This window comes from Lutibacter maritimus, assembly GCF_900116115.1.
In the GTDB taxonomy this organism is placed as follows: domain Bacteria; phylum Bacteroidota; class Bacteroidia; order Flavobacteriales; family Flavobacteriaceae; genus Lutibacter; species Lutibacter maritimus.
Genome location: NZ_FOZP01000008.1, coordinates 48,206 through 71,161, shown reverse-complemented (window position 1 = coordinate 71,161; position 22,956 = coordinate 48,206). Strand labels below are relative to the sequence as shown.

Annotated in this window: 20 protein-coding genes and 5 tRNA genes; 9 read left to right on the top strand and 16 right to left on the bottom strand. The window is 30.4% G+C overall.

Annotation, left to right across the window (positions count from 1 at the left end; all coding sequences use genetic code 11):
• Nucleotides 1-10: 10 nt before the first annotated feature.
• From secE to BM335_RS13035, 15 genes are all read right to left on the bottom strand, one after another.
• A complete protein-coding gene (gene secE, locus BM335_RS13105) occupies nucleotides 11-199 on the bottom strand; it encodes a preprotein translocase subunit SecE (RefSeq protein ID WP_090228831.1) in 189 nt (62 codons plus the stop codon).
• A gap of 14 nt (nucleotides 200-213) precedes the next feature.
• Nucleotides 214-286, bottom strand: a tRNA-Trp gene (locus BM335_RS13100).
• A 67-nt stretch (nucleotides 287-353) separates the two neighbouring features.
• Nucleotides 354-1,541 carry an elongation factor Tu gene (gene tuf, locus BM335_RS13095; RefSeq protein ID WP_090228827.1) on the bottom strand — a complete coding sequence of 396 codons (1,188 nt, stop codon included), beginning with the start codon at nucleotides 1,539-1,541 and terminating at the stop codon, nucleotides 354-356.
• Nucleotides 1,542-1,598: 57 nt separating this feature from the next.
• A tRNA-Thr gene (locus tag BM335_RS13090) sits at nucleotides 1,599-1,670 on the bottom strand.
• Nucleotides 1,671-1,680: 10 nt separating this feature from the next.
• A tRNA-Gly gene (locus BM335_RS13085) sits at nucleotides 1,681-1,753 on the bottom strand.
• A 48-nt stretch (nucleotides 1,754-1,801) separates the two neighbouring features.
• A tRNA-Tyr gene (locus tag BM335_RS13080) sits at nucleotides 1,802-1,882 on the bottom strand.
• A 17-nt stretch (nucleotides 1,883-1,899) separates the two neighbouring features.
• A tRNA-Thr gene (locus BM335_RS13075) sits at nucleotides 1,900-1,973 on the bottom strand.
• Nucleotides 1,974-2,067: 94 nt separating this feature from the next.
• Nucleotides 2,068-2,367: a ribosome hibernation-promoting factor, HPF/YfiA family gene (gene hpf / locus BM335_RS13070; protein WP_090228823.1), complete on the bottom strand. Its 300-nt coding sequence runs from the start codon at nucleotides 2,365-2,367 to the stop codon at nucleotides 2,068-2,070.
• A gap of 6 nt (nucleotides 2,368-2,373) precedes the next feature.
• Nucleotides 2,374-3,261: a tyrosine-type recombinase/integrase gene (locus tag BM335_RS13065; protein ID WP_090228817.1), complete on the bottom strand. Its 888-nt coding sequence runs from the start codon at nucleotides 3,259-3,261 to the stop codon at nucleotides 2,374-2,376.
• 75 nt (nucleotides 3,262-3,336) lie between these two features.
• The gene (gene rpsU, locus BM335_RS13060) at nucleotides 3,337-3,534 is read right to left on the bottom strand and encodes a 30S ribosomal protein S21 (RefSeq protein WP_090228814.1); all 198 of its coding nucleotides are present in this window, start codon (nucleotides 3,532-3,534) and stop codon (nucleotides 3,337-3,339) included.
• Nucleotides 3,535-3,626: 92 nt separating this feature from the next.
• Nucleotides 3,627-4,796 carry an acyl-CoA dehydrogenase family protein gene (locus BM335_RS13055; RefSeq protein WP_090228809.1) on the bottom strand — a complete coding sequence of 390 codons (1,170 nt, stop codon included), beginning with the start codon at nucleotides 4,794-4,796 and terminating at the stop codon, nucleotides 3,627-3,629.
• Nucleotides 4,797-4,810: 14 nt separating this feature from the next.
• The gene (locus BM335_RS13050) at nucleotides 4,811-5,680 is read right to left on the bottom strand and encodes a ComEA family DNA-binding protein (RefSeq protein ID WP_090228806.1); all 870 of its coding nucleotides are present in this window, start codon (nucleotides 5,678-5,680) and stop codon (nucleotides 4,811-4,813) included.
• 8 nt (nucleotides 5,681-5,688) lie between these two features.
• A complete protein-coding gene (locus BM335_RS13045; protein ID WP_090228801.1) occupies nucleotides 5,689-7,293 on the bottom strand; it encodes an alanine/glycine:cation symporter family protein in 1,605 nt (534 codons plus the stop codon).
• A 104-nt stretch (nucleotides 7,294-7,397) separates the two neighbouring features.
• A complete protein-coding gene (locus BM335_RS13040) occupies nucleotides 7,398-8,393 on the bottom strand; it encodes a potassium channel family protein (RefSeq protein ID WP_090228796.1) in 996 nt (331 codons plus the stop codon).
• A gap of 3 nt (nucleotides 8,394-8,396) precedes the next feature.
• Nucleotides 8,397-8,624, bottom strand: a complete 228-nt coding sequence (locus BM335_RS13035) for a PspC family transcriptional regulator (protein ID WP_090228791.1) — start codon at nucleotides 8,622-8,624, stop codon at nucleotides 8,397-8,399.
• Nucleotides 8,625-8,730: 106 nt separating this feature from the next.
• Between BM335_RS13035 and uvrA the strand changes: the two genes are divergently transcribed.
• From uvrA to BM335_RS12990, 9 genes are all read left to right on the top strand, one after another.
• The gene (uvrA, locus tag BM335_RS13030) at nucleotides 8,731-11,556 is read left to right on the top strand and encodes an excinuclease ABC subunit UvrA (RefSeq protein ID WP_090228787.1); all 2,826 of its coding nucleotides are present in this window, start codon (nucleotides 8,731-8,733) and stop codon (nucleotides 11,554-11,556) included.
• A 41-nt stretch (nucleotides 11,557-11,597) separates the two neighbouring features.
• On the top strand, nucleotides 11,598-12,308 hold the full coding sequence (locus BM335_RS13025; protein WP_177219217.1) for an LOG family protein: 711 nt from the start codon (nucleotides 11,598-11,600) through the stop codon (nucleotides 12,306-12,308).
• A gap of 12 nt (nucleotides 12,309-12,320) precedes the next feature.
• Complete coding sequence (locus tag BM335_RS13020; protein ID WP_143102428.1) at nucleotides 12,321-15,131, top strand: gluzincin family metallopeptidase; 2,811 nt, start codon at nucleotides 12,321-12,323, stop codon at nucleotides 15,129-15,131.
• 159 nt (nucleotides 15,132-15,290) lie between these two features.
• Nucleotides 15,291-17,741, top strand: a complete 2,451-nt coding sequence (locus BM335_RS13015) for an alpha-ketoacid dehydrogenase subunit alpha/beta (RefSeq protein ID WP_090228776.1) — start codon at nucleotides 15,291-15,293, stop codon at nucleotides 17,739-17,741.
• 200 nt (nucleotides 17,742-17,941) lie between these two features.
• On the top strand, nucleotides 17,942-18,172 hold the full coding sequence (locus tag BM335_RS13010) for a 4Fe-4S dicluster domain-containing protein (protein ID WP_090228773.1): 231 nt from the start codon (nucleotides 17,942-17,944) through the stop codon (nucleotides 18,170-18,172).
• A gap of 17 nt (nucleotides 18,173-18,189) precedes the next feature.
• Nucleotides 18,190-19,314 (top strand): 3-methyl-2-oxobutanoate dehydrogenase subunit VorB, encoded by a 1,125-nt coding sequence (locus tag BM335_RS13005; protein WP_218157819.1) that lies wholly within the window; start codon nucleotides 18,190-18,192, stop codon nucleotides 19,312-19,314.
• Nucleotides 19,268-20,041, top strand: coding sequence for a thiamine pyrophosphate-dependent enzyme (locus BM335_RS13000; RefSeq protein WP_090228769.1), 774 nt, complete (start codon nucleotides 19,268-19,270; stop codon nucleotides 20,039-20,041). Before BM335_RS13005 ends, BM335_RS13000 begins: the two co-directional genes overlap by 47 nt.
• 5 nt (nucleotides 20,042-20,046) lie before the next feature.
• Nucleotides 20,047-20,613 (top strand): 2-oxoacid:acceptor oxidoreductase family protein, encoded by a 567-nt coding sequence (locus tag BM335_RS12995; RefSeq protein WP_090228764.1) that lies wholly within the window; start codon nucleotides 20,047-20,049, stop codon nucleotides 20,611-20,613.
• A 75-nt stretch (nucleotides 20,614-20,688) separates the two neighbouring features.
• Nucleotides 20,689-21,591: a TIGR01777 family oxidoreductase gene (locus tag BM335_RS12990; RefSeq protein WP_090228761.1), complete on the top strand. Its 903-nt coding sequence runs from the start codon at nucleotides 20,689-20,691 to the stop codon at nucleotides 21,589-21,591.
• Here BM335_RS12990 and BM335_RS12985 read toward each other — a convergent pair.
• A complete protein-coding gene (locus tag BM335_RS12985; RefSeq protein WP_090228758.1) occupies nucleotides 21,588-22,877 on the bottom strand; it encodes an NAD(P)/FAD-dependent oxidoreductase in 1,290 nt (429 codons plus the stop codon). The genes BM335_RS12990 and BM335_RS12985 overlap by 4 nt on opposite strands.
• Nucleotides 22,878-22,956 lie beyond the last annotated feature (79 nt).

Below are 22,956 nucleotides of genomic sequence, written 5' to 3'. Positions count from 1 at the left end.
ACTTCTATAATTAAAATAATTTAAAATATTCAGTCAAACCTGCTTGAAAAACTTTATCCACTAGAAATACTGCTAATGCAAATAAAACAGTAAATACTGCAACAACTACTGTTGATTTTTGAGCTTCTTCCCAAGAAATCCAAGATACTTTATTGCGCAACTCTTCAAATGAGTCTTTTATATAGTTAACTAAATTCATTTTTTCAAATTTTGCACGGGTGGAGAGACTCGAACTCCCGACACCTGGTTTTGGAGACCAGTGCTCTACCAACTGAGCTACACCCGTAAACATAAGGTGCTCCTCTATAAAGAAGCACCTATATATTGTATATAATTTATTTTAGGTGTAAAAATTAGTCTAACATTTCTGTTACCTGACCAGCACCTACTGTTCTACCACCTTCACGAATTGCAAAACGTAAACCTACGTTTAAAGCAATTGCTTGATGTAAATCAACAGTAATTGTTAAGTTATCACCTGGCATTACCATTTCAACTCCTTCAGGTAAATTAATAGTACCTGTTACGTCAGTTGTACGTACGTAGAACTGTGGACGGTAGTTGTTGTGGAATGGAGTGTGACGTCCACCTTCTTCTTTTTTAAGGATATAAACCTCAGCTTTAAATTTAGCGTGTGGAGTTACTGAACCTTTTTTACAGATTACCATACCTCTCTTAATATCTTCTTTAGCGATACCTCTTAATAAAAGACCAACGTTATCTCCAGCTTCTCCTCTATCTAATATTTTACGGAACATTTCTACTCCTGTAATTGTAGATCCTAATTTTTCAGCACCCATACCAATAATATCAACTACATCTCCAGTATTAGCTACACCAGTCTCAATACGACCTGTTGCAACAGTACCACGACCTGTAATAGAGAATACATCTTCAACTGGCATTAAGAATGGTTTATCAACATCACGTTGAGGTAACTCAATCCAAGTATCAACAGCATCCATTAATTCCATAATTTTCTCCATCCACTTTGGCTCTTTATTTAAACCTCCTAAAGCAGACCCTAGAATTACTGGAGTATTATCACCATCATACTCATAGAATGATAATAAATCTCTGATTTCCATTTCTACTAATTCTAATAACTCTTCGTCATCAACCATATCCACTTTATTCATGAATACAACTAATCTAGGAATACCCACCTGACGACCTAATAAGATATGCTCTCTTGTTTGAGGCATTGGTCCATCAGTTGCTGCAACAACGATAATTGCACCATCCATTTGCGCAGCACCAGTTACCATGTTCTTTACGTAATCCGCGTGACCTGGACAGTCAACGTGAGCGTAGTGACGATTTGCTGTTTGGTATTCTACGTGAGCAGTATTAATTGTAATACCTCTTTCTTTCTCCTCAGGAGCGTTATCAATTTGATCAAAGTTTTTAATTTCAGAAAGACCTTTTTCTGCTAATACAACAGTAATTGCTGCTGTTAAAGTTGTTTTACCGTGGTCAACGTGTCCAATAGTACCAATGTTTAAATGTGGTTTTGAACGATCAAAGGTTGCTTTTGCCATGATTATTTAATTTTTAAATCTTAGTTATATATAGTGTTAAATTCAATTCTACTTTTGAGCCAATGACGGGAATTGAACCCGTGACCTCTTCCTTACCAAGGAAACGCTCTACCCCTGAGCTACACCGGCCAAAAAAAAGAGCGGGAGACCGGGCTCGAACCGGCGACAGTCAGCTTGGAAGGCTGAAGCTCTACCAACTGAGCTACTCCCGCAATATTTTTTTCAATTCCTCAATAATTTTTATTCCTAAAAACTATTTGTGGTGAGAGGAGGATTCGAACCTCCGAAGCTTGCGCAGCAGATTTACAGTCTGCCCTCGTTGGCCACTTGAGTATCTCACCATTCTTTCAAAGATCTGAGCCGATAGAGGGACTCGAACCCACGACCTGCTGATTACAAATCAGCTGCTCTAGCCAGCTGAGCTACATCGGCATTTTACTCCATAAAAGAAGTCCGCTATTTCTAACGGACTGCAAATGTATTAAAGTTTTATATTTAAACAAAACTTTTCTAATTATTTTTTTAATTATTTAACTTTAACTTTTTCTTTAATTTTTTCCAATGATCTTTTTATAGAATCTACTGCCAACATAGTTCCTTCTTCAAAGGTTTTACTTTGTTTTTTTACAACAATATCATTTCCTGGAACGTTAACTTTAATTTCAACTGTTTTATTTTCTTTTTCACTTGTTTGCTGTACCTTTAAATACACTTCAGAATCTACTATTTTATCATAAAATTTTTCTAAACCATTTAGTTTTTTTTCAATAAATTCAATTAAACTTTTGTCTGCATTAAAATTAACCGATTGTACGTACACTTTCATAATAAATTAGTTTTTATTGCTCCTTGGGTGAGCTTGATTATATATTTCCTTTAACTTACCCAAACTACTATGGGTATAAACTTGAGTTGATGCTAAACTTGAATGCCCAAGTAATTCTTTAACTGAGTTTAGATCGGCTCCTTCATTTAATAAATGTGTTGCAAAAGAATGCCTTAAAATATGGGGACTTTTTTTTACTTTTGACGACACACAACTAAAATAATTATTTATTATTCGATACACAAGTGTATCATATAATTTTTTACCTTTTTTTGTGATAAATAAACGCGGCTCATCACTAACAATTTGAGCTCTAATATCTAAATATTTTTTTAATGGAATTTGAACTGTTTTTATTAACGGAATATACCTTTCTTTATTCCTTTTTCCTAACACTTTAACAGTTTCATTAACAAAATTAACATCAGCTATTTTTATATTGATAAGTTCTGCCCTTCTTATGCCTGTTGAATAAAAAAGTTCAACTATTAACTTATTTCTAATAGACTCAAAATCAGTGTTGTTTTCAGAAGAATTTAACACGTTTTTAATTTCATTTTCAGAAAAAGGAATTTGAATTTTTTTTGAAACTTTTAACGCCTGATGTTTTACCATTGGGCTAATTTCAATTTGTTTTGTTTTTTGAAGAAATTTATAATACGATTTTAATGCTGAAAGTTTTCTATTAATACTTCTATTTGAAATATTTGAATTGACTAAACTGATGATCCAATTTCTAATTTGAGCATAATTTACATATACAATGTTATCTGTACCAAATTCATTTTTACAAAATTCTTGAAAAGTGTTTAAATCGTTTTGATAAGCAATAACTGTATGTTGAGAATATTTTTTCTCTAAAGCTAAGTAATTTAAAAAGGATTTTATAGGCATAAAAAAACCGTTAGTAAACAAATTTACGAATTGTAATTTGTAATAACTAACGGTTCTAATTTTATTAACTAAAAATTAAGCTTGCTCTTCTGCTGTTCTTAACCTTTGTACGTATTGAGCTTTTATTCCTTGTGCGCGTTTTACAACTGAAGGTTTTTCGAATTGTTTACGAGAACGTAAATTTTTCATTGTCTTCGTACGATCAAATTTTCTCTTATAACGTTTTAACGCTCTATCGATATTCTCTCCGTCTTTAACTGGTATGATTAACATATTTTGGCACCTCCTTTCAAGTTGTTCTATCTTTTAATTTTGGACTGCAAAGATACTATTAAATTTTAATATCCAAGCATTTATATATTAATTTATTGTGTAATTGGTTTGTATTCTTTTTTATCAATAATAATCTTAGCTATTATTTCTCTTAAAATTTCTGAAGTTCCACCTCCAATTGGACCTAATCTACTATCTCTAAACAAGCGCGCCATTGGATATTCTTCCATATAACCATACCCGCCAAGTAGCTGTAAACATTGGTATATTACTTCATCTGCAATTTTTGTTGAAACCAATTTAGACATGGTTGCTTCTTTTACAACGTATTCTCCTTTATTCAATCTATATATAACAGAATAATTAAACTCTTTACACATTTCAACTTCACTAGACATATCGGCAATTCTATGACGCAAAGCTTGAAATTTATCAATGGTTTTTCCAAAAGCAGTTCTTTCAGACATATATTGTATGGCATATTCTAAAGCAAATTCTGCTCTTGCATGGGCATTAATTCCCATAACAATTCTTTCTAAAGCAAAATGCTGCATGATATAAGGAAAGCCTTTACCTTCTTCACCTAACAAATTTTCACTTGGAACAATCACATTATCAAAAGCAATTTCTGCAGTATCAGAAGCTTTCCAACCTAATTTCTCTAAATTTGTTGAGGAAATTCCTTTAGTATCTCTATCAACAACAAAAATACTCATTCCTTTATAACCTAATTCGTTATTTGTTTTAGCTGCAACTACTAAATAATCAGAATAAACACCATTTGTTATAAAAGTTTTAGATCCATTTAAAATATAAGAATCACCTTTTTTTACAGCTGTAGTTCGCATTCCTGCAACATCCGAGCCTCCAAAAGGTTCTGTTATACATAAACAACCAACTTTTTCACCGGTGATACTTGGTATTAAATATTTTTCTTTAATTAGCTCACTCCCTTCCTTTTCAAGATGTGTCATTGCTAAATATACATGTGCCCACATTGCTGCTGCAAATCCACCTGAATTTACTTTTTGCAACTCTTCTAAAAAAATAGTAGTGTAAAATAAGTCTAAGTTTAAACCTCCATAAACTTCAGGATAATTTAAACCAAAATAGCCCATTTCTCCAAATTTCTTCCATATTTCCTTATCTACAAAGCCTTGTTTTTCCCATTTATCAACATTAGGAAATACTTCTTTTTGTAAAAAATCTTTAAAACTTTGACGAAACGCATTGTGTTCTTCTGTAAAATACATGCTGCTCATTTAGGCTTGCTTTATTATTTAGCTTGCAAATATAAGGCTATTCTATTAAATTTTTCTAAAGGAAAGCCATCAATTTTTTTTAAGTCTTCAATTGTTTGAATTTCAGCAACTTCATCTCTATATTGAAAAATCTTTTTTGTTAATTCATAATCTAAATATGGTATAGAAAGTACCTCTTTAAAAGTGGCTTTATTCACATTTATTTTTTCAATTATAGGTTTTTCAAGTACTTTAAAATTTGCTAATACTTTATCTGCAACTTCTTTATCTAAATACCAAACTTCATATAACTGATCATTAAAAGTAAATCCTTGTAGTTTTGTTCTGTAACTAATAATTCTTTGTCCTAATTTATCACCAATTCCGTTAATTGATTTAAAATCTTCAAGTGATGCTGTATTTATATCTTTAATTACAATCGCTTCCTTTGTTACAATTTCTTTTTCCTTTTCATTATTTTTAGCTGAAGTAACCCACGCTGGAAACTTAAAATATGGAGAAATAATATAAAGTAAACTATCATTTACTCCTGTAACTTTTTGAAATTGTGCCGCAGAATTAATAAAAGCACCCGATTTTCTATATTCTAATAATTTATCAATTTCAGCAGTACTCATTCCTAATTGATATCCTTTAAAATCGGTAATATAATTAGGATTAAATGGATAAATTTTAGGTTTACTTTTTTCATTTTTAATTTCCTGTAATGAATCCACTTCTTTTAAAAATGAAATCATTTCATTTGAATAATCTTTTGAATCTTTTTTTGGAGAAAAATCGATAAAAAAATAGGTAATTTGAAATGCAATAATTAACAATAATAAAAATAAAATCCCACTTCGTTGCCTTTTATTGTAACTGAAATGGGATTTTAATATTTTCATTAATCTTTCTATTTAATTAAAGTCAATTTAATTTTTATTGCTTTTAAATATTTAACCAACTCGGCTCTAACAATCGGAAATAAGAATAGTAAACCAACCATATTTGGAAATACTAACGCTAAAATCATGGCGTCAGAAAAATCGAATACAGCTTTCATAGATGCAGCTGCACCAATTACAATAAATACTATAAATAATAACTTATAAGTAATATCTGCTATTTTGCTTCTACCGAACAAGAATTTCCAAGATTGTAGTCCGTAATAAGACCAAGATATCATTGTTGAAATTGCAAATAATACAACGGCTAAAGTTAATACATATGGAAACCAAGGTATTACAGCCTCAAAAGCCATTGATGTTAAATTAACACCACCAACTGCAACACCATCAATAATTACAGAACCTGCTCCGTCTCCGCCATAAACAAATAACCCATCACTATTATAAAAAATAATTACCAAAGCTGTCATTGTACAAATTACTACTGTATCAATAAATGGTTCTAATAATGATACTATTCCTTCTGATGCAGGATATCTAGTTTTTACTGCTGAATGCGCAATTGCGGCAGAACCAGCACCCGCTTCATTAGAGAAAACTGCTCGTCTAAATCCTGTTATTAATACTCCAAAAAAGCCTCCTAACCCAGCACTTGGGCTAAATGCTTCTCTAAAAATTAATGCAATAGCATCATCAATATAACTCCAATGTGCAAACATTACAATTAAACAAGCAAGTATATAAATTACAGCCATAAACGGCACAATTTTTTCGGTAACAGAAGCAATTCTTTTAATACCTCCAATAATTACAAATCCTACTATTATTGCAATTCCAACACCAATAATGGTACCTGTATATCCTCCTTGCATTCCTAACATTGCAGCTAATTGTTCCGCAGCTTGATTAGATTGCACAGCATTACCACCACCAAAAGATGCTCCAACACATAAGATTGCAAAAAGTACGGCTAAAACTTTACCAAATTTTTTAAAACCTCTTTCTGCCATTCCTTTTGATAAATAATACATTGGACCTCCATATACTGTTCCGTCTGGACCAACATCTCTGTATTTTACACCTAATGTACATTCAACAAATTTAGTAGACATACTTAATAATCCTGCTACAATCATCCAAAAAGTTGCTCCTGGTCCTCCAATAGAAATTGCCAAAGCAACACCTGCAATATTTCCCAAGCCAACAGTACCTGAAACTGCTGTTGCTAAGGCCTGAAAATGACTTACCTCACCTTCTTTACTTTCATCTCTTATGGTATCAACAATATCGCCATCTACAATATTAAGTTCAGCTTTGTCAGCACCATGACCTTCAACTGCATCATGCTTTCCTCTTACTACATTTATTGCAAGGGTAAATCTTCTTAAATTAATAAACTTAAAATATATGGTAAAAAATAATGCCCCTAAAACTAAGAGCACAACTACAAGAGGAACTCCTGTTCCTGGGACAATCCAAAAAACTATGCCTTCCCATTTTGCAGTAATTGGTTCAAACCAATCATTAATTCTTTCATCTAAACCTTTTTCTTGTGCATTTAAAGTAAATGTTGCTAATAAAAACAACAAAGACAGTAGTTTTTTGTTCATAATTTTATATTTGTTTGAAAAGTGTACGCAATATGGTAAAAAAATGAAGTTAGAGCAAATAAATAATTAACTAAATCATAAAAATGTTGATTTTTTTTCAAATGCTAAAAAAGGTCTCTTAATTTTAATATTTCTTCTTTATTTCCTAAAACAATCAAATGAGTATCATTTTCTAATTTAGTTTTAGCATCAGGGTTTATTAAATATTCACCTTCTTTAGTTTTAAAGCCAATAACATTACATCCTGTTTTTTTCCGTAAATCAAGGTCTAAAATTGTTTTTGACAAGTATTCATCGGGAAGTGAGTTTACCGAAATCTCCTCTAAATTAGCATTGGTAGTTCCTGCAATTGTTAATCGATCAACAAATTCTACTAAATCTGGCGTAACAACTAATGATGCCATATGTGCACCGCCTAATTTATCTGGCATAATAACATTTGTGGCTCCGGCAAATTTTAGCTTTCCGTAAGAAGATTCATTTGAAGCTCTACTTATAATTGTAAAGTCTTTATTAAACTGACGTGCAGATAAAACCACAAATAAATTATCAGCATCAGATGGCAAGGCTGTTATTAAACTTTTAGCTCTATCTAATCCTAGCTTTTTTAAGTCATCATCATTGGTAGCGTCACCTTCAACAAATAAAATATTATCGCGCTCTAAATCGGCAATCTCATCTTTCCGTTTTTCAATAACTATACAAGGTTGATTAAACTGCTTTAATTTAGCAACGGCTTGTTTTCCATTTCGCCCATAACCACATACCACAGTATGATTTTTTAAACTTTGAATTTCTTGTTGCACCTTTTTTAATTTTAAAATTTGAAAAATGTTTCTATTTGCAAAATATTCTGTTAATGCTGTAACTGAGTAACCATAAACTATAATACTTAATATGATTAAAAAAACTGTAAATAATTTTTCGGTTTGATTTAATTCGTGAAGTGTACCAAACCCAACTGTAGACATGGTAATTATGGTCATATATAATGAATCTATAAAAGATTCATTTGAAATAATCATAAAGCCACCAATTCCAATAATTAATACAGCTGTTAGTAGCGAACTTGAAATATATAATTTAGATTTTGTTACCATAAATTACAAATCAAAAACTGAACTTCTTTTGGTGTAAATCATATCTTTTAATCGCAATAAAAAAGCCAATGTTAAATAAATTCCAAAAGAAAATCCTAAAGTTACAAAGGATATATATATAAAAAATAAGCGCACATTTGAAACACTAATTCCTAATCTATCTGCAAATCTGGAAGATACTGCAAACCCATGTTTTTCAAAAAAATGTCTTAAAGAGTGAATCCAATTCATCAGCTAAAATATTTTAACGCAATATACTAATTTTCAAAATAAGATATTGAACTACCGTTAAATTGTGCTTTCATTTTTTTAACTTTGCAACTTTCCAAATTTTCTTATGGCTAAAAGTGAAGAATTTATAGAAGTTTTAGGAGCGCGAGTTCATAATTTAAAAAATATTGATGTTAAAATACCACGCGAAAAACTAGTTGTAATTACTGGCTTAAGTGGTAGTGGAAAATCATCATTGGCTTTTGATACTATTTATGCAGAAGGTCAGCGACGTTATATTGAAACTTTTTCAGCATACGCTCGTCAATTTTTAGGCGGATTAGAACGCCCAGATGTTGATAAAATCGATGGTTTATCGCCCGTAATTTCTATTGAACAAAAAACCACCAATAAAAGTCCACGCTCTACCGTTGGTACCATTACAGAAATTTACGATTTTTTACGATTGTTATACGCAAGAGCTTCTGATGCGTACTCGTATAACACCAATCAAAAAATGGTGAGTTATACCGATGAGCAAATTAACGAACTAATTTTAGAGGAATTTGATGGTAAGAAAATTATAATTCTGGCGCCGTTGATTAAATCGAGAAAAGGACATTACAGAGAACTTTTTGAACAAATTGCCAAACAAGGATTTTTAAAAGTTAGAGTTGATGGTGAAATTGTTGATATTGAAAAAGGAATGCGTCTTGACCGTTATAAAACGCATGACATTGAAATAGTTATAGATCGTTTATTGGTATCAAAAGATGCTGAAAAAAGATTAACCGAAACTATTACAACAGCCTTATATTCAGGCGATAATGTTTTAATGGTTTTGGAACATGAAACCAATACGCCACGTTATTTTAGTAGAGATTTAATGTGTCCGGTTTCTGGAATTTCATATCCAAATCCCGAACCAAACACTTTCTCTTTTAACTCACCTAAAGGTGCTTGCGAAACGTGTAATGGTTTAGGAAAAATACACAAAGTCAATATTGATAAAATAATTCCAAATCCCGAAATTTCAATTAAAAAAGGAGGAATTGCACCCATTGGTGAACAAAAAAATAGTTGGATTTTTAAACAATTACAACTAATTGCTGAACGTTACAAATTTGAATTAACCGATCCAATTTCAAAAATTCCAGAAGAAGCTTTAAATATTATTTTAAATGGTGGCAATGAAAAATTTGAAATCATTTCTAAGACTGTTGGCGTAACAAAAACGTATGAGATTGATTTTGAAGGGATTACAAACTTCATTCAAAATCAATACAATTCAACAGAATCTACTTCTATTAAACGTTGGGCAAAAGATTTTATGGATGATGTTGTTTGCGAAACTTGCGAAGGAAAACGACTTAAAAAAGAAGCGTTATATTTTAAATTAAACGATAAAAATATTTCGGATTTAGCACAAATGGATATTACTGAACTTGCTGATTGGTTTTCTAATATTGAAGCTAAGTTATCCGAAAAACAACTGCAAATTGCATCAGAAATTTTAAAAGAAATTAGAACCAGAATTCAGTTTTTAGTAGATGTTGGTTTAAATTATTTAAGTTTAGATAGAAGCTCAAAATCATTATCAGGCGGTGAAGCCCAACGTATTAGATTGGCAACACAAATTGGATCACAATTAGTTGGTGTTTTATATATTTTAGATGAACCTAGTATTGGTTTGCACCAAAGAGACAATGCAAAATTGATAAAATCACTCATAAATTTGCGTGATATTGGTAATTCTGTAATTGTTGTGGAACATGATAAAGATATGATTGAACATGCCGATTTTGTGCTGGATATTGGCCCAGGAGCAGGAATTCACGGAGGCGAAATTGTAAGTGAAGGAACTTTTAAACAATTAAAGCAACATAAAACTTTAACTGCCGATTATTTAAATGGCACAAAAACTATAGAAATTCCTAAAAAAAGAAGAAAAGGAAACGGAAAATCTATTGTGCTTTCTGGCGCAACAGGTAACAACTTAAAAAATGTTACGGTTGAATTTCCTTTGGGTAAATTAATTTGTATTACGGGTGTTTCAGGTAGCGGAAAATCTACTTTAATAAATGAAACCCTCTATCCTATTTTAAATCATCATATCTATAGAGGTGTTAAAAAACCAATGCCTTATAAAAAAATTGAAGGATTGGAGCATATTGATAAAGTTATTGATATAGATCAATCACCAATTGGAAGAACACCACGCTCTAACCCTGCAACGTACACTGGTGTTTTTAGTGAAATTAGAAATTTATTTGCAAAAACAAGCGAAGCGGCAATTAGAGGTTATAAACCTGGAAGATTTTCATTTAACGTTAAAGATGGAAGGTGCGAAACTTGTGAAGGTGGTGGAGTTCGAGTTATTGAAATGAATTTTTTGCCCGATGTTCATGTAGAATGCGAAACTTGCCAAGGAAAACGTTTTAACAGAGAAACATTAGAAATTAGATACAAAGGAAAATCAATTTCCGATGTATTAAATATGACTATTGAAGAATCGGTTGAGTTTTTTGAAAACATCCCAAAAATCAACAGAAAATTAAAAACTATTAAAGATGTTGGTTTAGGGTATATAACACTAGGTCAGCAATCTACAACGCTTTCTGGTGGTGAAGCACAACGCATAAAATTAGCATCAGAATTATCTAAAAGAGATACTGGTAATACTTTTTATATTTTAGATGAACCAACTACTGGTTTACATTTTGAAGATATTAGAGTTTTAATGCTAGTTTTAAATAAATTAGCCAACAAAGGAAACACCATTTTAGTAATAGAACACAATATGGATGTTATAAAACTTGCTGACTATATTATTGATATTGGTATGGAAGGTGGTAAAAATGGTGGAGAAGTAATTTGTGTTGGCACACCAGAAGATATCATTAAAAATAAAAAAAGCTATACTGCCAAATTCTTAAAAAAAGAATTAAATTAGGCGGATAAATTACTTAAAAAATTAAAAAATATTGTCGAAATATGGCTCCGAATGAAGATAGAAAAATAAGAGAAAAATTTAAACAAAAAACCTGGAACGAGATAAAAACTAACGACTCTTGGGCTATTTTTAAAATAATGGCTGAATTTGTTGAAGGTTTTGAGCGTTTAAGCAAAATTGGTCCTTGTGTCACAATTTTTGGATCCGCCAGAACCAAACCAGATCATAAATATTATAAATTAGCTGAAAACATTGCATATGAATTAACCCAAAATGGTTACGGAATAGTTACAGGTGGCGGACCAGGAATAATGGAAGCTGGTAACAGAGGCGCACATAGAGGAAAAGGAACTTCTGTTGGTTTAAACATTGAATTACCTTTTGAACAACATGATAACCCATACATTGATCCTGATAAAAGTTTAGATTTTGACTATTTCTTTGTTAGAAAAGTAATGTTCATGAAATACTCACAAGGATTTGTAGTTATGCCTGGCGGTTTTGGAACAATGGATGAACTTTTTGAAGCAATCACACTAATTCAAACAAAAAAAATAGGTAAATTTCCTATAGTTTTAGTGGGAAGAAAATTCTGGTCTGGTTTAATAAATTGGATTCAAACTACACTTGTTGAAGAAGGTAACATTAGTACAGCCGATTTAGAACTTATTTCAATTGTAGATACAGAAGAAGAAGTACTAGAAGTAATTAACACATTCTATAAAAAATACAGCCTAAGCCCTAATTTCTAATAACGTAATTTCTTGAAAAAATATATTGTATTAATAGTGATTTTGTGTGCCATCTGTTCAAAAAAAACGTATGGGCAAAATAATACTATTGATATAATTTCAATTTTTAAACCAGAATCAAACGAACTAAAAGTAACACAATCAATCAATTACCATAACAGTTCAAATACAACTTTAAATGAAATTTATTTACATAATTGGCCAAACGCGTATAAAGATAAAAATACTCCTTTAGCCAAAAGGTTTATTGAAAATTATTCTAAAAATTTTCATTTTGCAAAAGACAAACACCGAGGTTTTGGTAAAATTAACAGTATTTATATTGATTATGAAGTAGCTACTTGGGAGGTTACAGAAAAAAATCCGGATTTTTTCAAAATTATTTTAAACAAGCCCTTAAAACCCAATGAAAGTGTAAAAATTAATGCCACTTATGTTGTTAGGTTACCTAAAGATAAATTTACAAAATATGGTGTAAATACAGTAGATTATAATTTAAGATATTGGTATTTAGCACCGGCCATTTTTAACAAAAAATGGTATGTATATAATAATTTAGATTTAGATGATTTATATATTGATTTTTATGACTATAATATTACTCTTATTGTTCCAGTTTCTTATAAAGTTAATACAGATTTAGCTATTATTAAAGACACTATAAAAGATGTTGTTCGCTATCAGTTAATTGGCAAACAAAAAACAGATATTGAACTTAATATTACGCAAGAAAACAATTTTATTGAGTTTCAATCAAAACCTGTTTCTATAATTACCAATTTAACTTCCGAAAAACTAAATACCGCTGTTCAAACCGATATTTTAAATAGAGAATTGGACTTTTTAAAATCGTATTTAGGTGATTTTCCGCACGAAAAACTGTTAATAAATAGAGTTGAATACGATAAAAATCCGGTATATGGTTTTAATCAATTGCCATCATTTTTAGCACCTTTTAGCGATACTTTTGAATGGGATATTCAATTTTTTAAAGTTTTGTCAAAAAAATATATTGACAATATTTTTGTTTTCAACCAAAGAGAAGACGCTTGGCTTGCCGATGGAATACAAACATTTTTAATGATAAAATATGTTGAAAAATATTATCCTGAAGTAAAAGCTATTGGAAATATTTCTAAAATTTGGGGAATTAAAAACTTTAACTTATCAAAATTAGGGTTTAATGATAAATATCCGTTTTTATATCAATTTGCCACCAGAAAAAACATTGATCAAGCATTAAACGAAAATGCAGCATCATTATCTAATTTTAACCGAAAAATTGTAAATAAATACAAAGCTGGTTTAGGACTAAAATTTCTTGAAAGTTATTTAGGCGATTCAATAGTTAAACAAGGTATTGTTGAATTTGCTAAAAATAACACTGGTAAATTAGCTCAAAGTTCAACTTTTGTTGAAAATTTAAAAACAGATAAAAACCTTGATTGGTTTAAAAATGATTATTTAAAAACCAACAAAAAAATTGATTATACCATTAAAAAAATTCATAAAACAAAAGATTCAATTGAAGTAACAATTTTAAATAAACGAAATTTTACCGCTCCTATTCAGTTATATGGTTTAAAAGATGACGAAATTAAATTTAAAAAATGGCTTGTAGGAATTGATTCCATTTCAACCATAAAAATACCACAAAACGATTTTAATAGATTGTCTCTTAATTATAATTTTGAATTACCAGAATACAATTTAAAAAACAATTGGAAAAATGTTGATAAAAAACTGCTAAACAAGCCCGTTCAGCTAAAATTTTTAAAAGACGTTGAAAACCCTTATTACAATCAGTTTTTTTATACACCTGTTTACAGATTTAATTATTACGATGGATTGGTGTTGGGTTTGGCAATATCAAATAAAACAATTTTAGAAAAAAGTTTTCAATACAAATTAACGCCATCATATAGTACAAAAAGTAATACATTTTCTGGTTCTTATTCTTTTATTTACGAATATTTACCTGAAGATAACAACATCAATAAATTTGTAATTGGTGCTGGAGGAAGTAGTTTTCTTTATGCACCAAATTTAACTTATACTTCATTAACTCCATTTGCTGCAATTGAGTTTAAAAGAAATAGTTTAAGAGATGTTAGTAATAAAGTTTTGGCAGCTTCTTTAGTTTCTATTGATAAAGAAAAATCATTAACACAAACACAACATCCAGAAACCAATAAATACAATGTTTTTAACTTAGAGTTTGGTTATTCTAAACCCGATATTATTGATGATGTTCGTTTTTCAACTGGACTTGAAATTTCAAGTAAGTTTAGCAAATTATCACTTACAGCGCAATTTAGAAAACTAACTGACACCAACACTCAATTTGATTTCAGATTTTTTGCAGGGGCTTTTTTAAATAACAATACCGAAACTGATTATTTTAGTTTTGCTCTTGACCGTCCAACTGATTATCTTTTTCAATATGATTATTTAGGAAGATCAGAAACCACAGGCTTTTTTAGTCAACAAATTATTATTAATGAAGGTGGATTTAAATCTAAACTTCCCGTACAATATGCAAATCAGTTTTTAACAACTTTAAACACAAGTATTGGTTTGTGGCGTTGGTTTGAAGTTTACACAGATGTTGGCTTTGTTAAAAATAAAAACGAAAAACTATTTTTCGCCCACGAAAATGGTGTTCGATTAAATTTTGTGCAAGATATTTTAGAAGTTTATTTTCCACTACATTCTAATTTAGGTTGGGAAATTACAGAACCAAATTACAGCTCAAAAATTAGATTTGTATTAGTTATAAAACCTAAAAAAATATACAACTTTATTAAAAGAGGATTTTATTAGTTTTTATCATTAAACTTCAAAAAAGAAACTATTCATTAAATAATTCATATTGAAATAATGATATTTAACACTTTTTGTTATTTATACGCAACAAATACCATCTATTTTTAAGTATCATTAAAATTGAGTAAGTTTGCAAAACTAAAACAATCAAAAAATATGAATGTAAAAACTTCAGCTACAAGTCAAGAACAACTCTCATTCAACCAATTTAAATCAGAAGTATTAAATGATTATAAAATTGCAGTAATTAGTAGAGAATGCAGTTTATTGGGCAGAAGAGAAGTTTTAACCGGAAAAGCAAAATTTGGTATTTTTGGCGATGGAAAAGAAGTGCCACAATTAGCTATGGCAAAAGCCTTTAAAAAAGGTGATTTTAGATCTGGTTATTACCGTGATCAAACATTTATGATGGCTATTGGTGAGTTAACACCTCAACAATTTTTTGCTGGTTTGTATGCGCACCCAGATTTAAAAGCAGATCCAATGTCTGCCGGAAGACAAATGGGAGGTCATTTTCAAACACATAGTTTAGATGAAAACGGACAGTTTAAAAATTTAACAGAACAATACAATTCAAGTTCAGATATTTCACCAACTGCAGGTCAAATGCCACGAATGTTAGGTATAGCTCAGGCTTCTAAAATGTTTAGAAAATTACCTGCATTAAAAAAACCTAAGTTTTCTAACAACGGTAATGAAATTTCTTGGGGAACAATTGGTAATGCAAGTACATCTGAAGGTGTGTTTTTTGAAACATTTAATGCAGCAGGAGTTTTACAGGTTCCTTTAATAATTAGTGTTTGGGATGATGCTTATGGTATTTCTGTACCAGCAAAATTTCAAACTACTAAAGAAAATATTTCTGAAATTTTAAAAGGATTTCAACGAGATGAAAAAAATAAAGGCTACGAAATTTTTGTGGTTGAAGGATACAACTACGCAAAATTAGTTGACACTTATAATAAAGCCGCAAAAATTGCAAGAGAAGAACATGTTCCTGTTTTAATTCATGTAACAGATTTAACACAACCACAAGGACATTCTACTTCTGGTTCTCATGAACGTTACAAATCTAAAGAACGTTTAATTTGGGAAAGACAACATGATTGTATTTCAAAAATGCGAGATTGGATTATTGAATTTGAATTAAATGATACTGAAGGAAATAGCTTAAAATTTGTAGATTCTGAAGAAGAATTAATTAAAATAGAAAAAGAGGCAAAAAAAACTGTTAATCAAGCAAAAAGAGAAGCTTGGGCAGATTTTTTAAATCCTATAAAAGAACAAAGAAGCGCGCTATTACAACTACTTGAAAATGTAGCATCTAAAAGTAAAAACAAAGCATTTATTTTAAAATTAAAGAATGATTTAGCCGAAATTCCAGATCCTTCAAGAAAAGATAATCTATCAACCGCAAGAAAAGCTGCAGTATATGTTAGGGACGAAGAAAGTTTTGAAAAAGCACAACTTCAAAACTGGATTACAACATCTTTAAGTAAAGAACAATACAAATACAGTTCTCACCTATACAGTACAACAAATCAAAATGTTTTTCATGTTAAAGAAGAATTACCAAAATATAATGATAATGCTGAATTAGTTGATGGAAGAATTATTATCAAAGAAAATTTCGACAAATTATTCTCAAAACATCCTGATCTTTTTATTTTTGGAGAAGACTCTGGTAACATAGGTGATGTAAATCAAGGATTAGTAGGTTTACAAGAAAAATATGGCAAACTAAGAGTTTCAGATACTGGAATTAGAGAAGCAACCATTGTTGGTCAAGGAATAGGAATGGCTTTAAGAGGGCTTCGTCCAATTGCAGAAATTCAATATTTAGATTATTTATTGTACGCCATTCAAATTTTAAGTGACGATTTAGCAACACTGCATTACAGAACTTCAGGAACTCAAAAAGCTCCATTAATTGTTAGAACAAGAGGTCACAGATTAGAAGGTATTTGGCATTCAGGCTCACCAATGGGAGCAATTGTGCATATGCTTAGAGGAATGCATGTTTTAGTTCCAAGAAACATGACAAAAGCCGCAGGTTTTTATAATACATTATTAGAATGTGATGAACCAGCATTAATTATTGAAAACTTAAACGGTTATAGGCTTAAAGAAAAATTACCAATTAATTTAGGCGAATTTAAAACACCTATTGGTGTAGTTGAAACTATTAAAACAGGAAAAGATATTACTGTTGTATCATACGGATCAACCTTAAAAATAGTTGAAGAAGTAGTTAACTCTTTAACTCAAGTTGATATTGATATAGAAATTATTGATGTACAAACTTTACTTCCTTTTGACATTAATCATGATATTGTAAAAAGTATCCAAAAAACAAACAGATTACTAATTATTGACGAAGATGTTCCTGGAGGCGCTTCAGCATATATATTAAATGAAATACTTGAAAAACAAAATGCATACCTGTTTTTAGATAGCAAACCTGTTACATTAACTGCTAAAGATCATAGAACTGCATATGGTACAGATGGTGATTATTTCTCAAAACCAAATGCTGAAGATATTTTTGAATGCATTTATAAAATAATGCAAGAAGTAAATCCTCTAAAATTTAAACAACTTTATTAAAGGAAACATTTGTTACAATTTAAAATATTTCAATAAAAACGCTATTTAAAGCGTTTTTTTTTATTTTAAAACTTATTTTTTGAAGATATAATAATGATAAATGTCATGAATTGATATTTGTCATAGTTTTTACAATGAAATAGCCATAACTTTGAGAATAATAGAATTACTAGTTAATAATAACACTTAAAATTATTAAAATGGCAAAAGTTAAAGGAGCTATAGTAGTTGACACAGAGGCTTGCAAAGGTTGTGAAGTTTGTATACCTGTTTGCCCTGAAGATGTAATAGGAATGACAGCCAACGTTAACCGCAAAGGCTATCATTACGCATATATGAAAAACCCAGAAGCCTGTACAGGTTGCACAAATTGTGGCATTGTATGTCCAGACAGAGCAATTTCTGTATATAGAGTTAAAGTATCTGCTTAATTTATAAAAATCTTAAAATGTCAGAATTAAAGTTAATGAAAGGTAATGAAGCATTGGCTGAAGCAGCTATTAGAGCTGGAGCAGATGCTTATTTTGGTTATCCAATAACACCTCAATCAGAAGTAATAGAGTATTTAATGACCGAACAACCTGAAAAAAGAACAGGTATGGTGGTTTTACAAGCAGAAAGCGAAATTGCTGCTATAAACATGGTTTATGGAGCCGCTAGTACTGGTAAAAAAGTAATGACTTCATCATCAAGCCCAGGAATTTCACTAAAGTTAGAAGGAATTTCTTATTTAGCAGGCGCTGAATTACCGGCTGTAATTGTAAATGTTGTTCGTGGCGGACCAGGATTGGGGACTATTCAACCTTCACAAGCAGATTATTTTCAATCCGTTAAAGGTGGTGGACATGGGGATTACAAACTATATGTTTTAGCTCCAGCATCAGTTCAAGAAATGTCAGATTTTGTTGAAGATGCATTTGATATTGCTTTTAAATATCGTGCACCAGTATTAATTCTTTCCGATGGGTTGATTGGTCAAATGATGGAAAAAGTACAGTTAAAAGATCAAAAAACACGATTAACCAATGAAGAGTTAATAGAAAAATACGGAAATTGGGCAGTAACTGGTAGAAAAAACAGAGAACGAAATATCATCACTTCATTAGATTTACAATCGGAAAAAATGGAAGCAAGAGTTCATAGATTAATGAAAAAATATGAACAAATGGAAAAAGAAGATTTGCGCTATGAAAAAATTCTATGTGATGATGCTGACTATTTAATTGTAGCTTACGGATCTAGCGCCCGTATTAGCCAAAAAGCAATAGAATTAGCAAGAAAAAAAGGAATAAAAGCCGGGTTATTAAGACCAATTACATTGTTCCCATATCCAAAACAACCTCTATTTGAATTAGCTGATCAAGTAAAAGGAATTTTAAGTGTTGAATTAAATGCAGGACAAATGATAGAAGATGTAAAACTATCTGTTGAACATAAAGTACCTGTTGAACATTTTGGAAGAACCGGAGGAATTATTCATACACCTGAAGAAGTATTAGAAGCTTTAGAACAAAAAATCATAAACAATGAACGTACTAGACATCATAAAACCAGAGAATCAAGTATTTTGTAAAACAAAATTAATGACAGACACAGCCTTGTCATACTGTCCGGGTTGTGGCCATGGAACAGCTCATAATTTAGCTATGGAGGTAATTGATGAAATGGGAATTTCAGAAGACACCATTGGAGTAGCACCTGTTGGATGCTCCGTTTTAGCTTATGATTTTATGAATATTGATATCACACAAGCAGCTCATGGTAGAGCTCCTGCTGTTGCTACTGCAATTGCAAGAACTTGGCCAGAAAAATATGTTTTTACATACCAAGGTGATGGAGATCTAGCCGCCATTGGAACTGCCGAAACAATTCACGCTTGCAATAGAGGAGAAAACATTGTGATTATTTTTGTGAATAATGGAATATATGGGATGACTGGTGGTCAAATGGCTCCTACAACTTTAGAAGGAATGGTCTCATCAACATCACCTTATGGTAGAGAAATAAAATCAATGGGGTCTCCATTAAAAATGACTGAATTAGTAGCAAATTTACCAGGCGTTTATTATGTTACTCGTCAGTCCGTGCATACACATAAACACGCTCGAAAAGCTAAAAAAGCAATTCAAAAAGCATTTGAAAATACACGATTGAAAAAAGGATTATCCTTTGTTGAAATTGTTTCAAATTGTAATTCGGGTTGGAAAATGACTCCGAATGATGCAAATATTTGGATGGAAGAACATATGTTTCCATACTTTCCTTTAGGTGATATTAAAGTTGACGGAAAATTAAAATAAAAGTTATGACAGAAGAAATTATTATTGCAGGTTTTGGTGGACAAGGAGTGCTATCAATGGGAAAAATATTAGCATATTCTGGCATTATGCAAAATCAAGAAGTTAGTTGGATGCCTTCCTACGGCCCAGAAATGAGAGGTGGAACTGCTAATGTTACTGTTATTTTAAGTGACGAAAGAATTAGTTCTCCCTATTTAAAGCTTTTTGATACTGCTATTATTTTAAATCAACAATCAATGGATAAATTTGAAGATACAGTTAAACCAGGCGGTATCTTAATTTATGATCCGAATGGAATTTCTGTACATCCATCAAGAACTGATATTGAAATTTTTCAAGTTGAAGCAACTAAATTGGCTGCAGAAATGGGAAATAAAAAAATATTTAATATGATTATTTTAGGAGGATTCCTGAAAGAAAAACCAATTGTAAAATTAGAAAATGTTATTGAAGGTTTAAAAAAATCATTATCTGAACGCTACCATTATTTAATTCCGTTAAATGAAGAAGCTATAAATAAAGGTATGAGTTCTATTATTCCATACAAAGCAAAAGAAAAAGTTATTCAATAGTTATATTTAGTGTTAAACATTTTTAAATTCGCTTATTTTATAGTATTTTTTCTATAAAATAAGCGAATTTTATATATGGCATCAATTTTAGTTACTGGCGGTACTGGCTTAATAGGCAAACATCTTTGTGATATATTGTTAAAAAAAGGACACAAAGTTTTTATATTAAGCAGAAACTCATCTAATAAACCAAACATTTTTAAATGGGATATTGAAAATAATTATATTGATGAAAATGCCATAAAAAATACAGATTATATAATTCATTTAGCTGGCGCAGGTATTGCTGATAAACGATGGACACCTAAAAGAAAAAAACTTTTAATTAATAGCAGAGTTTCATCAGCCAATTTATTATATACTAAAGTTAAAGTGTTAAACCCAAACCTTAAAGGTTTTATTGCTGCATCAGGTATTGGTTTTTATGGAGCAATTACTACCAATAAAATATTTACAGAAAATGATTCTGCTGGCAACGATTTTTTAAGCACTATTTGTACACATTGGGAAAATGCTTCGTTGCAATTTAATGCATTAAATATTAGAACTGTGATTTTAAGAACAGGCGTTGTTTTAACAAAAAAAGGTGGTGCTTTAGAAAAAATAGTTAAGCCCATAAAATTTGGCTTTGGAGCAGCTTTAGGAACTGGAAAACAATATATGCCTTGGATTCATATTGATGATTTATGTGAAATGTATGTCCAAGCAATTGAAAACCCAGAGTTAACAGGAATTTATAATGCAGTAGCTCCAGAATATTGTACAAATAAAATTTTAACTAAAGAAATTGCTGAAGTTTTAAATAAACCTTTGTTTTTACCAAATATTCCTGCATTAATATTAAAAATAATTTTAGGTAAATTATCAAATATCTTACTGGAAGGCAGCAGAGTTGCTTCAAATAAAATAGTTAAAACTGGCTTTGAATTTAAATTTTCTACCTTAAAAAATGCTTTAAAAAATTTATTAAAAAATTAAAATGATTCTTTGTTTTTATGTTTATAAGGCCTAATAATCAAACGTGTTTCTCTATCAAATCTAATATAATTATATACCCAATTAAAAAACACAACAGCTTTATTTCTAAAGCCAATTAATGAAAACAAATGGACAAACATCCATACAAACCAAGCAAAAACTCCTTGAAATTTCCAATTTTTTAAATCTACAACAGCTTTATTTCTACCAATTGTTGCCATAGATCCTTTATCTTTATATTTAAATGGTTTCATTGGCTTATTCGTGATTTTTGCAATTATATTAGTTGCTAAATGTTTTCCTTGTTGTATGGCGGGTTGCGCCATCATTGGATGTCCTAACGGAAATATTAATAATTCCATACAAGCTACATCTCCAATTGCAAATATGTTTTCATATCCTTTAACCAAATTGTACTCATTCACTTTAAAGCGGTCAGCTCTTTCAACAATACAATCAGATTCAAGACCATCAACTTTAGCGCCATTAACACCTGCTGCCCAAATTACAGTTGAAGCATTAAAAGTTAAATCTGTTGATGTTTTTACAATTTTTCCATCGTAATCTAATACATGAACATTTTTCCAAATATTAACTCCTAAATCAATTAAAAAATCTTCTGATTTTTCAGATGCTTTTAAACTCATTGTTTTTAACAACCTATCTCCTCCTTGTACAATATTAATTTGCATTTGGCGAATATCTAAATCTGGATAGTCTTTGGGTAAAATCGCCTTTTTCATTTCCGCCAAAGCACCAGCAAGTTCCACTCCGGTTGGGCCTCCTCCTACTATAACAAAATTCATAAGAGAATTTCTTTCCTCAAAATTTGAAGTTAACAAAGCATCTTCAAAATTTTCTAATATTAAACTACGAAGATTTAATGATTGTGGTACATCTTTCATTGACATACTAAATTTTTCAATATTTTTATTACCAAAAAAATTAGTATTAGAACCTGTGGCTATTACTAAATAATCATATTTTAAATTACCAATTGTAGTTTCTACTTCACACTTTAAACTATCTATTTTTAAAACGTCTGCTAACCTAAAATAAAAATTGGGAATATCTTTAATAACTTTTCTTAAAGGAAATGCTATTGAATCTGGTTCTAATCCACCAGTTGCCACTTGATAAAGTAATGGTTGAAATGTATGATAATTATTTTTATCAATTAAAACAACTTGTAATTCACAGTTTTTCAAACTCTTAATTAAAGAAATACCAGCAAAACCTCCACCAATTATAACAACACGAGGAAAACTCGTTCTAGGAATATTCATATATTTTTATTTAGTAGTATACAAACTTACAAATACAAAATGTGTATTTACAAAAAAATACTTTTAAAATTAAGGCGAT

Excerpts from the sequence above, each read along its gene's own strand:
- secE (WP_090228831.1), bottom strand. The coding sequence starts at position 199 with ATGAATTTAGTTAACTATATAAAAGACTCATTTGAAGAGTTGCGCAAT.
- tuf (WP_090228827.1), bottom strand. The coding sequence starts at position 1,541 with ATGGCAAAAGCAACCTTTGATCGTTCAAAACCACATTTAAACATTGGT.
- hpf (WP_090228823.1), bottom strand. The coding sequence starts at position 2,367 with ATGAAAGTGTACGTACAATCGGTTAATTTTAATGCAGACAAAAGTTTA.
- BM335_RS13065 (WP_090228817.1), bottom strand. The coding sequence starts at position 3,261 with ATGCCTATAAAATCCTTTTTAAATTACTTAGCTTTAGAGAAAAAATAT.
- rpsU (WP_090228814.1), bottom strand. The coding sequence starts at position 3,534 with ATGTTAATCATACCAGTTAAAGACGGAGAGAATATCGATAGAGCGTTA.
- BM335_RS13055 (WP_090228809.1), bottom strand. The coding sequence starts at position 4,796 with ATGAGCAGCATGTATTTTACAGAAGAACACAATGCGTTTCGTCAAAGT.
- BM335_RS13050 (WP_090228806.1), bottom strand. The coding sequence starts at position 5,680 with ATGAAAATATTAAAATCCCATTTCAGTTACAATAAAAGGCAACGAAGT.
- BM335_RS13045 (WP_090228801.1), bottom strand. The coding sequence starts at position 7,293 with ATGAACAAAAAACTACTGTCTTTGTTGTTTTTATTAGCAACATTTACT.
- BM335_RS13040 (WP_090228796.1), bottom strand. The coding sequence starts at position 8,393 with ATGGTAACAAAATCTAAATTATATATTTCAAGTTCGCTACTAACAGCT.
- BM335_RS13035 (WP_090228791.1), bottom strand. The coding sequence starts at position 8,624 with ATGAATTGGATTCACTCTTTAAGACATTTTTTTGAAAAACATGGGTTT.
- uvrA (WP_090228787.1), top strand. The coding sequence starts at position 8,731 with ATGGCTAAAAGTGAAGAATTTATAGAAGTTTTAGGAGCGCGAGTTCAT.
- BM335_RS13025 (WP_177219217.1), top strand. The coding sequence starts at position 11,598 with ATGGCTCCGAATGAAGATAGAAAAATAAGAGAAAAATTTAAACAAAAA.
- BM335_RS13015 (WP_090228776.1), top strand. The coding sequence starts at position 15,291 with ATGAATGTAAAAACTTCAGCTACAAGTCAAGAACAACTCTCATTCAAC.
- BM335_RS13010 (WP_090228773.1), top strand. The coding sequence starts at position 17,942 with ATGGCAAAAGTTAAAGGAGCTATAGTAGTTGACACAGAGGCTTGCAAA.
- BM335_RS13005 (WP_218157819.1), top strand. The coding sequence starts at position 18,190 with ATGTCAGAATTAAAGTTAATGAAAGGTAATGAAGCATTGGCTGAAGCA.
- BM335_RS13000 (WP_090228769.1), top strand. The coding sequence starts at position 19,268 with ATGAACGTACTAGACATCATAAAACCAGAGAATCAAGTATTTTGTAAA.
- BM335_RS12995 (WP_090228764.1), top strand. The coding sequence starts at position 20,047 with ATGACAGAAGAAATTATTATTGCAGGTTTTGGTGGACAAGGAGTGCTA.
- BM335_RS12990 (WP_090228761.1), top strand. The coding sequence starts at position 20,689 with ATGGCATCAATTTTAGTTACTGGCGGTACTGGCTTAATAGGCAAACAT.
- BM335_RS12985 (WP_090228758.1), bottom strand. The coding sequence starts at position 22,877 with ATGAATATTCCTAGAACGAGTTTTCCTCGTGTTGTTATAATTGGTGGA.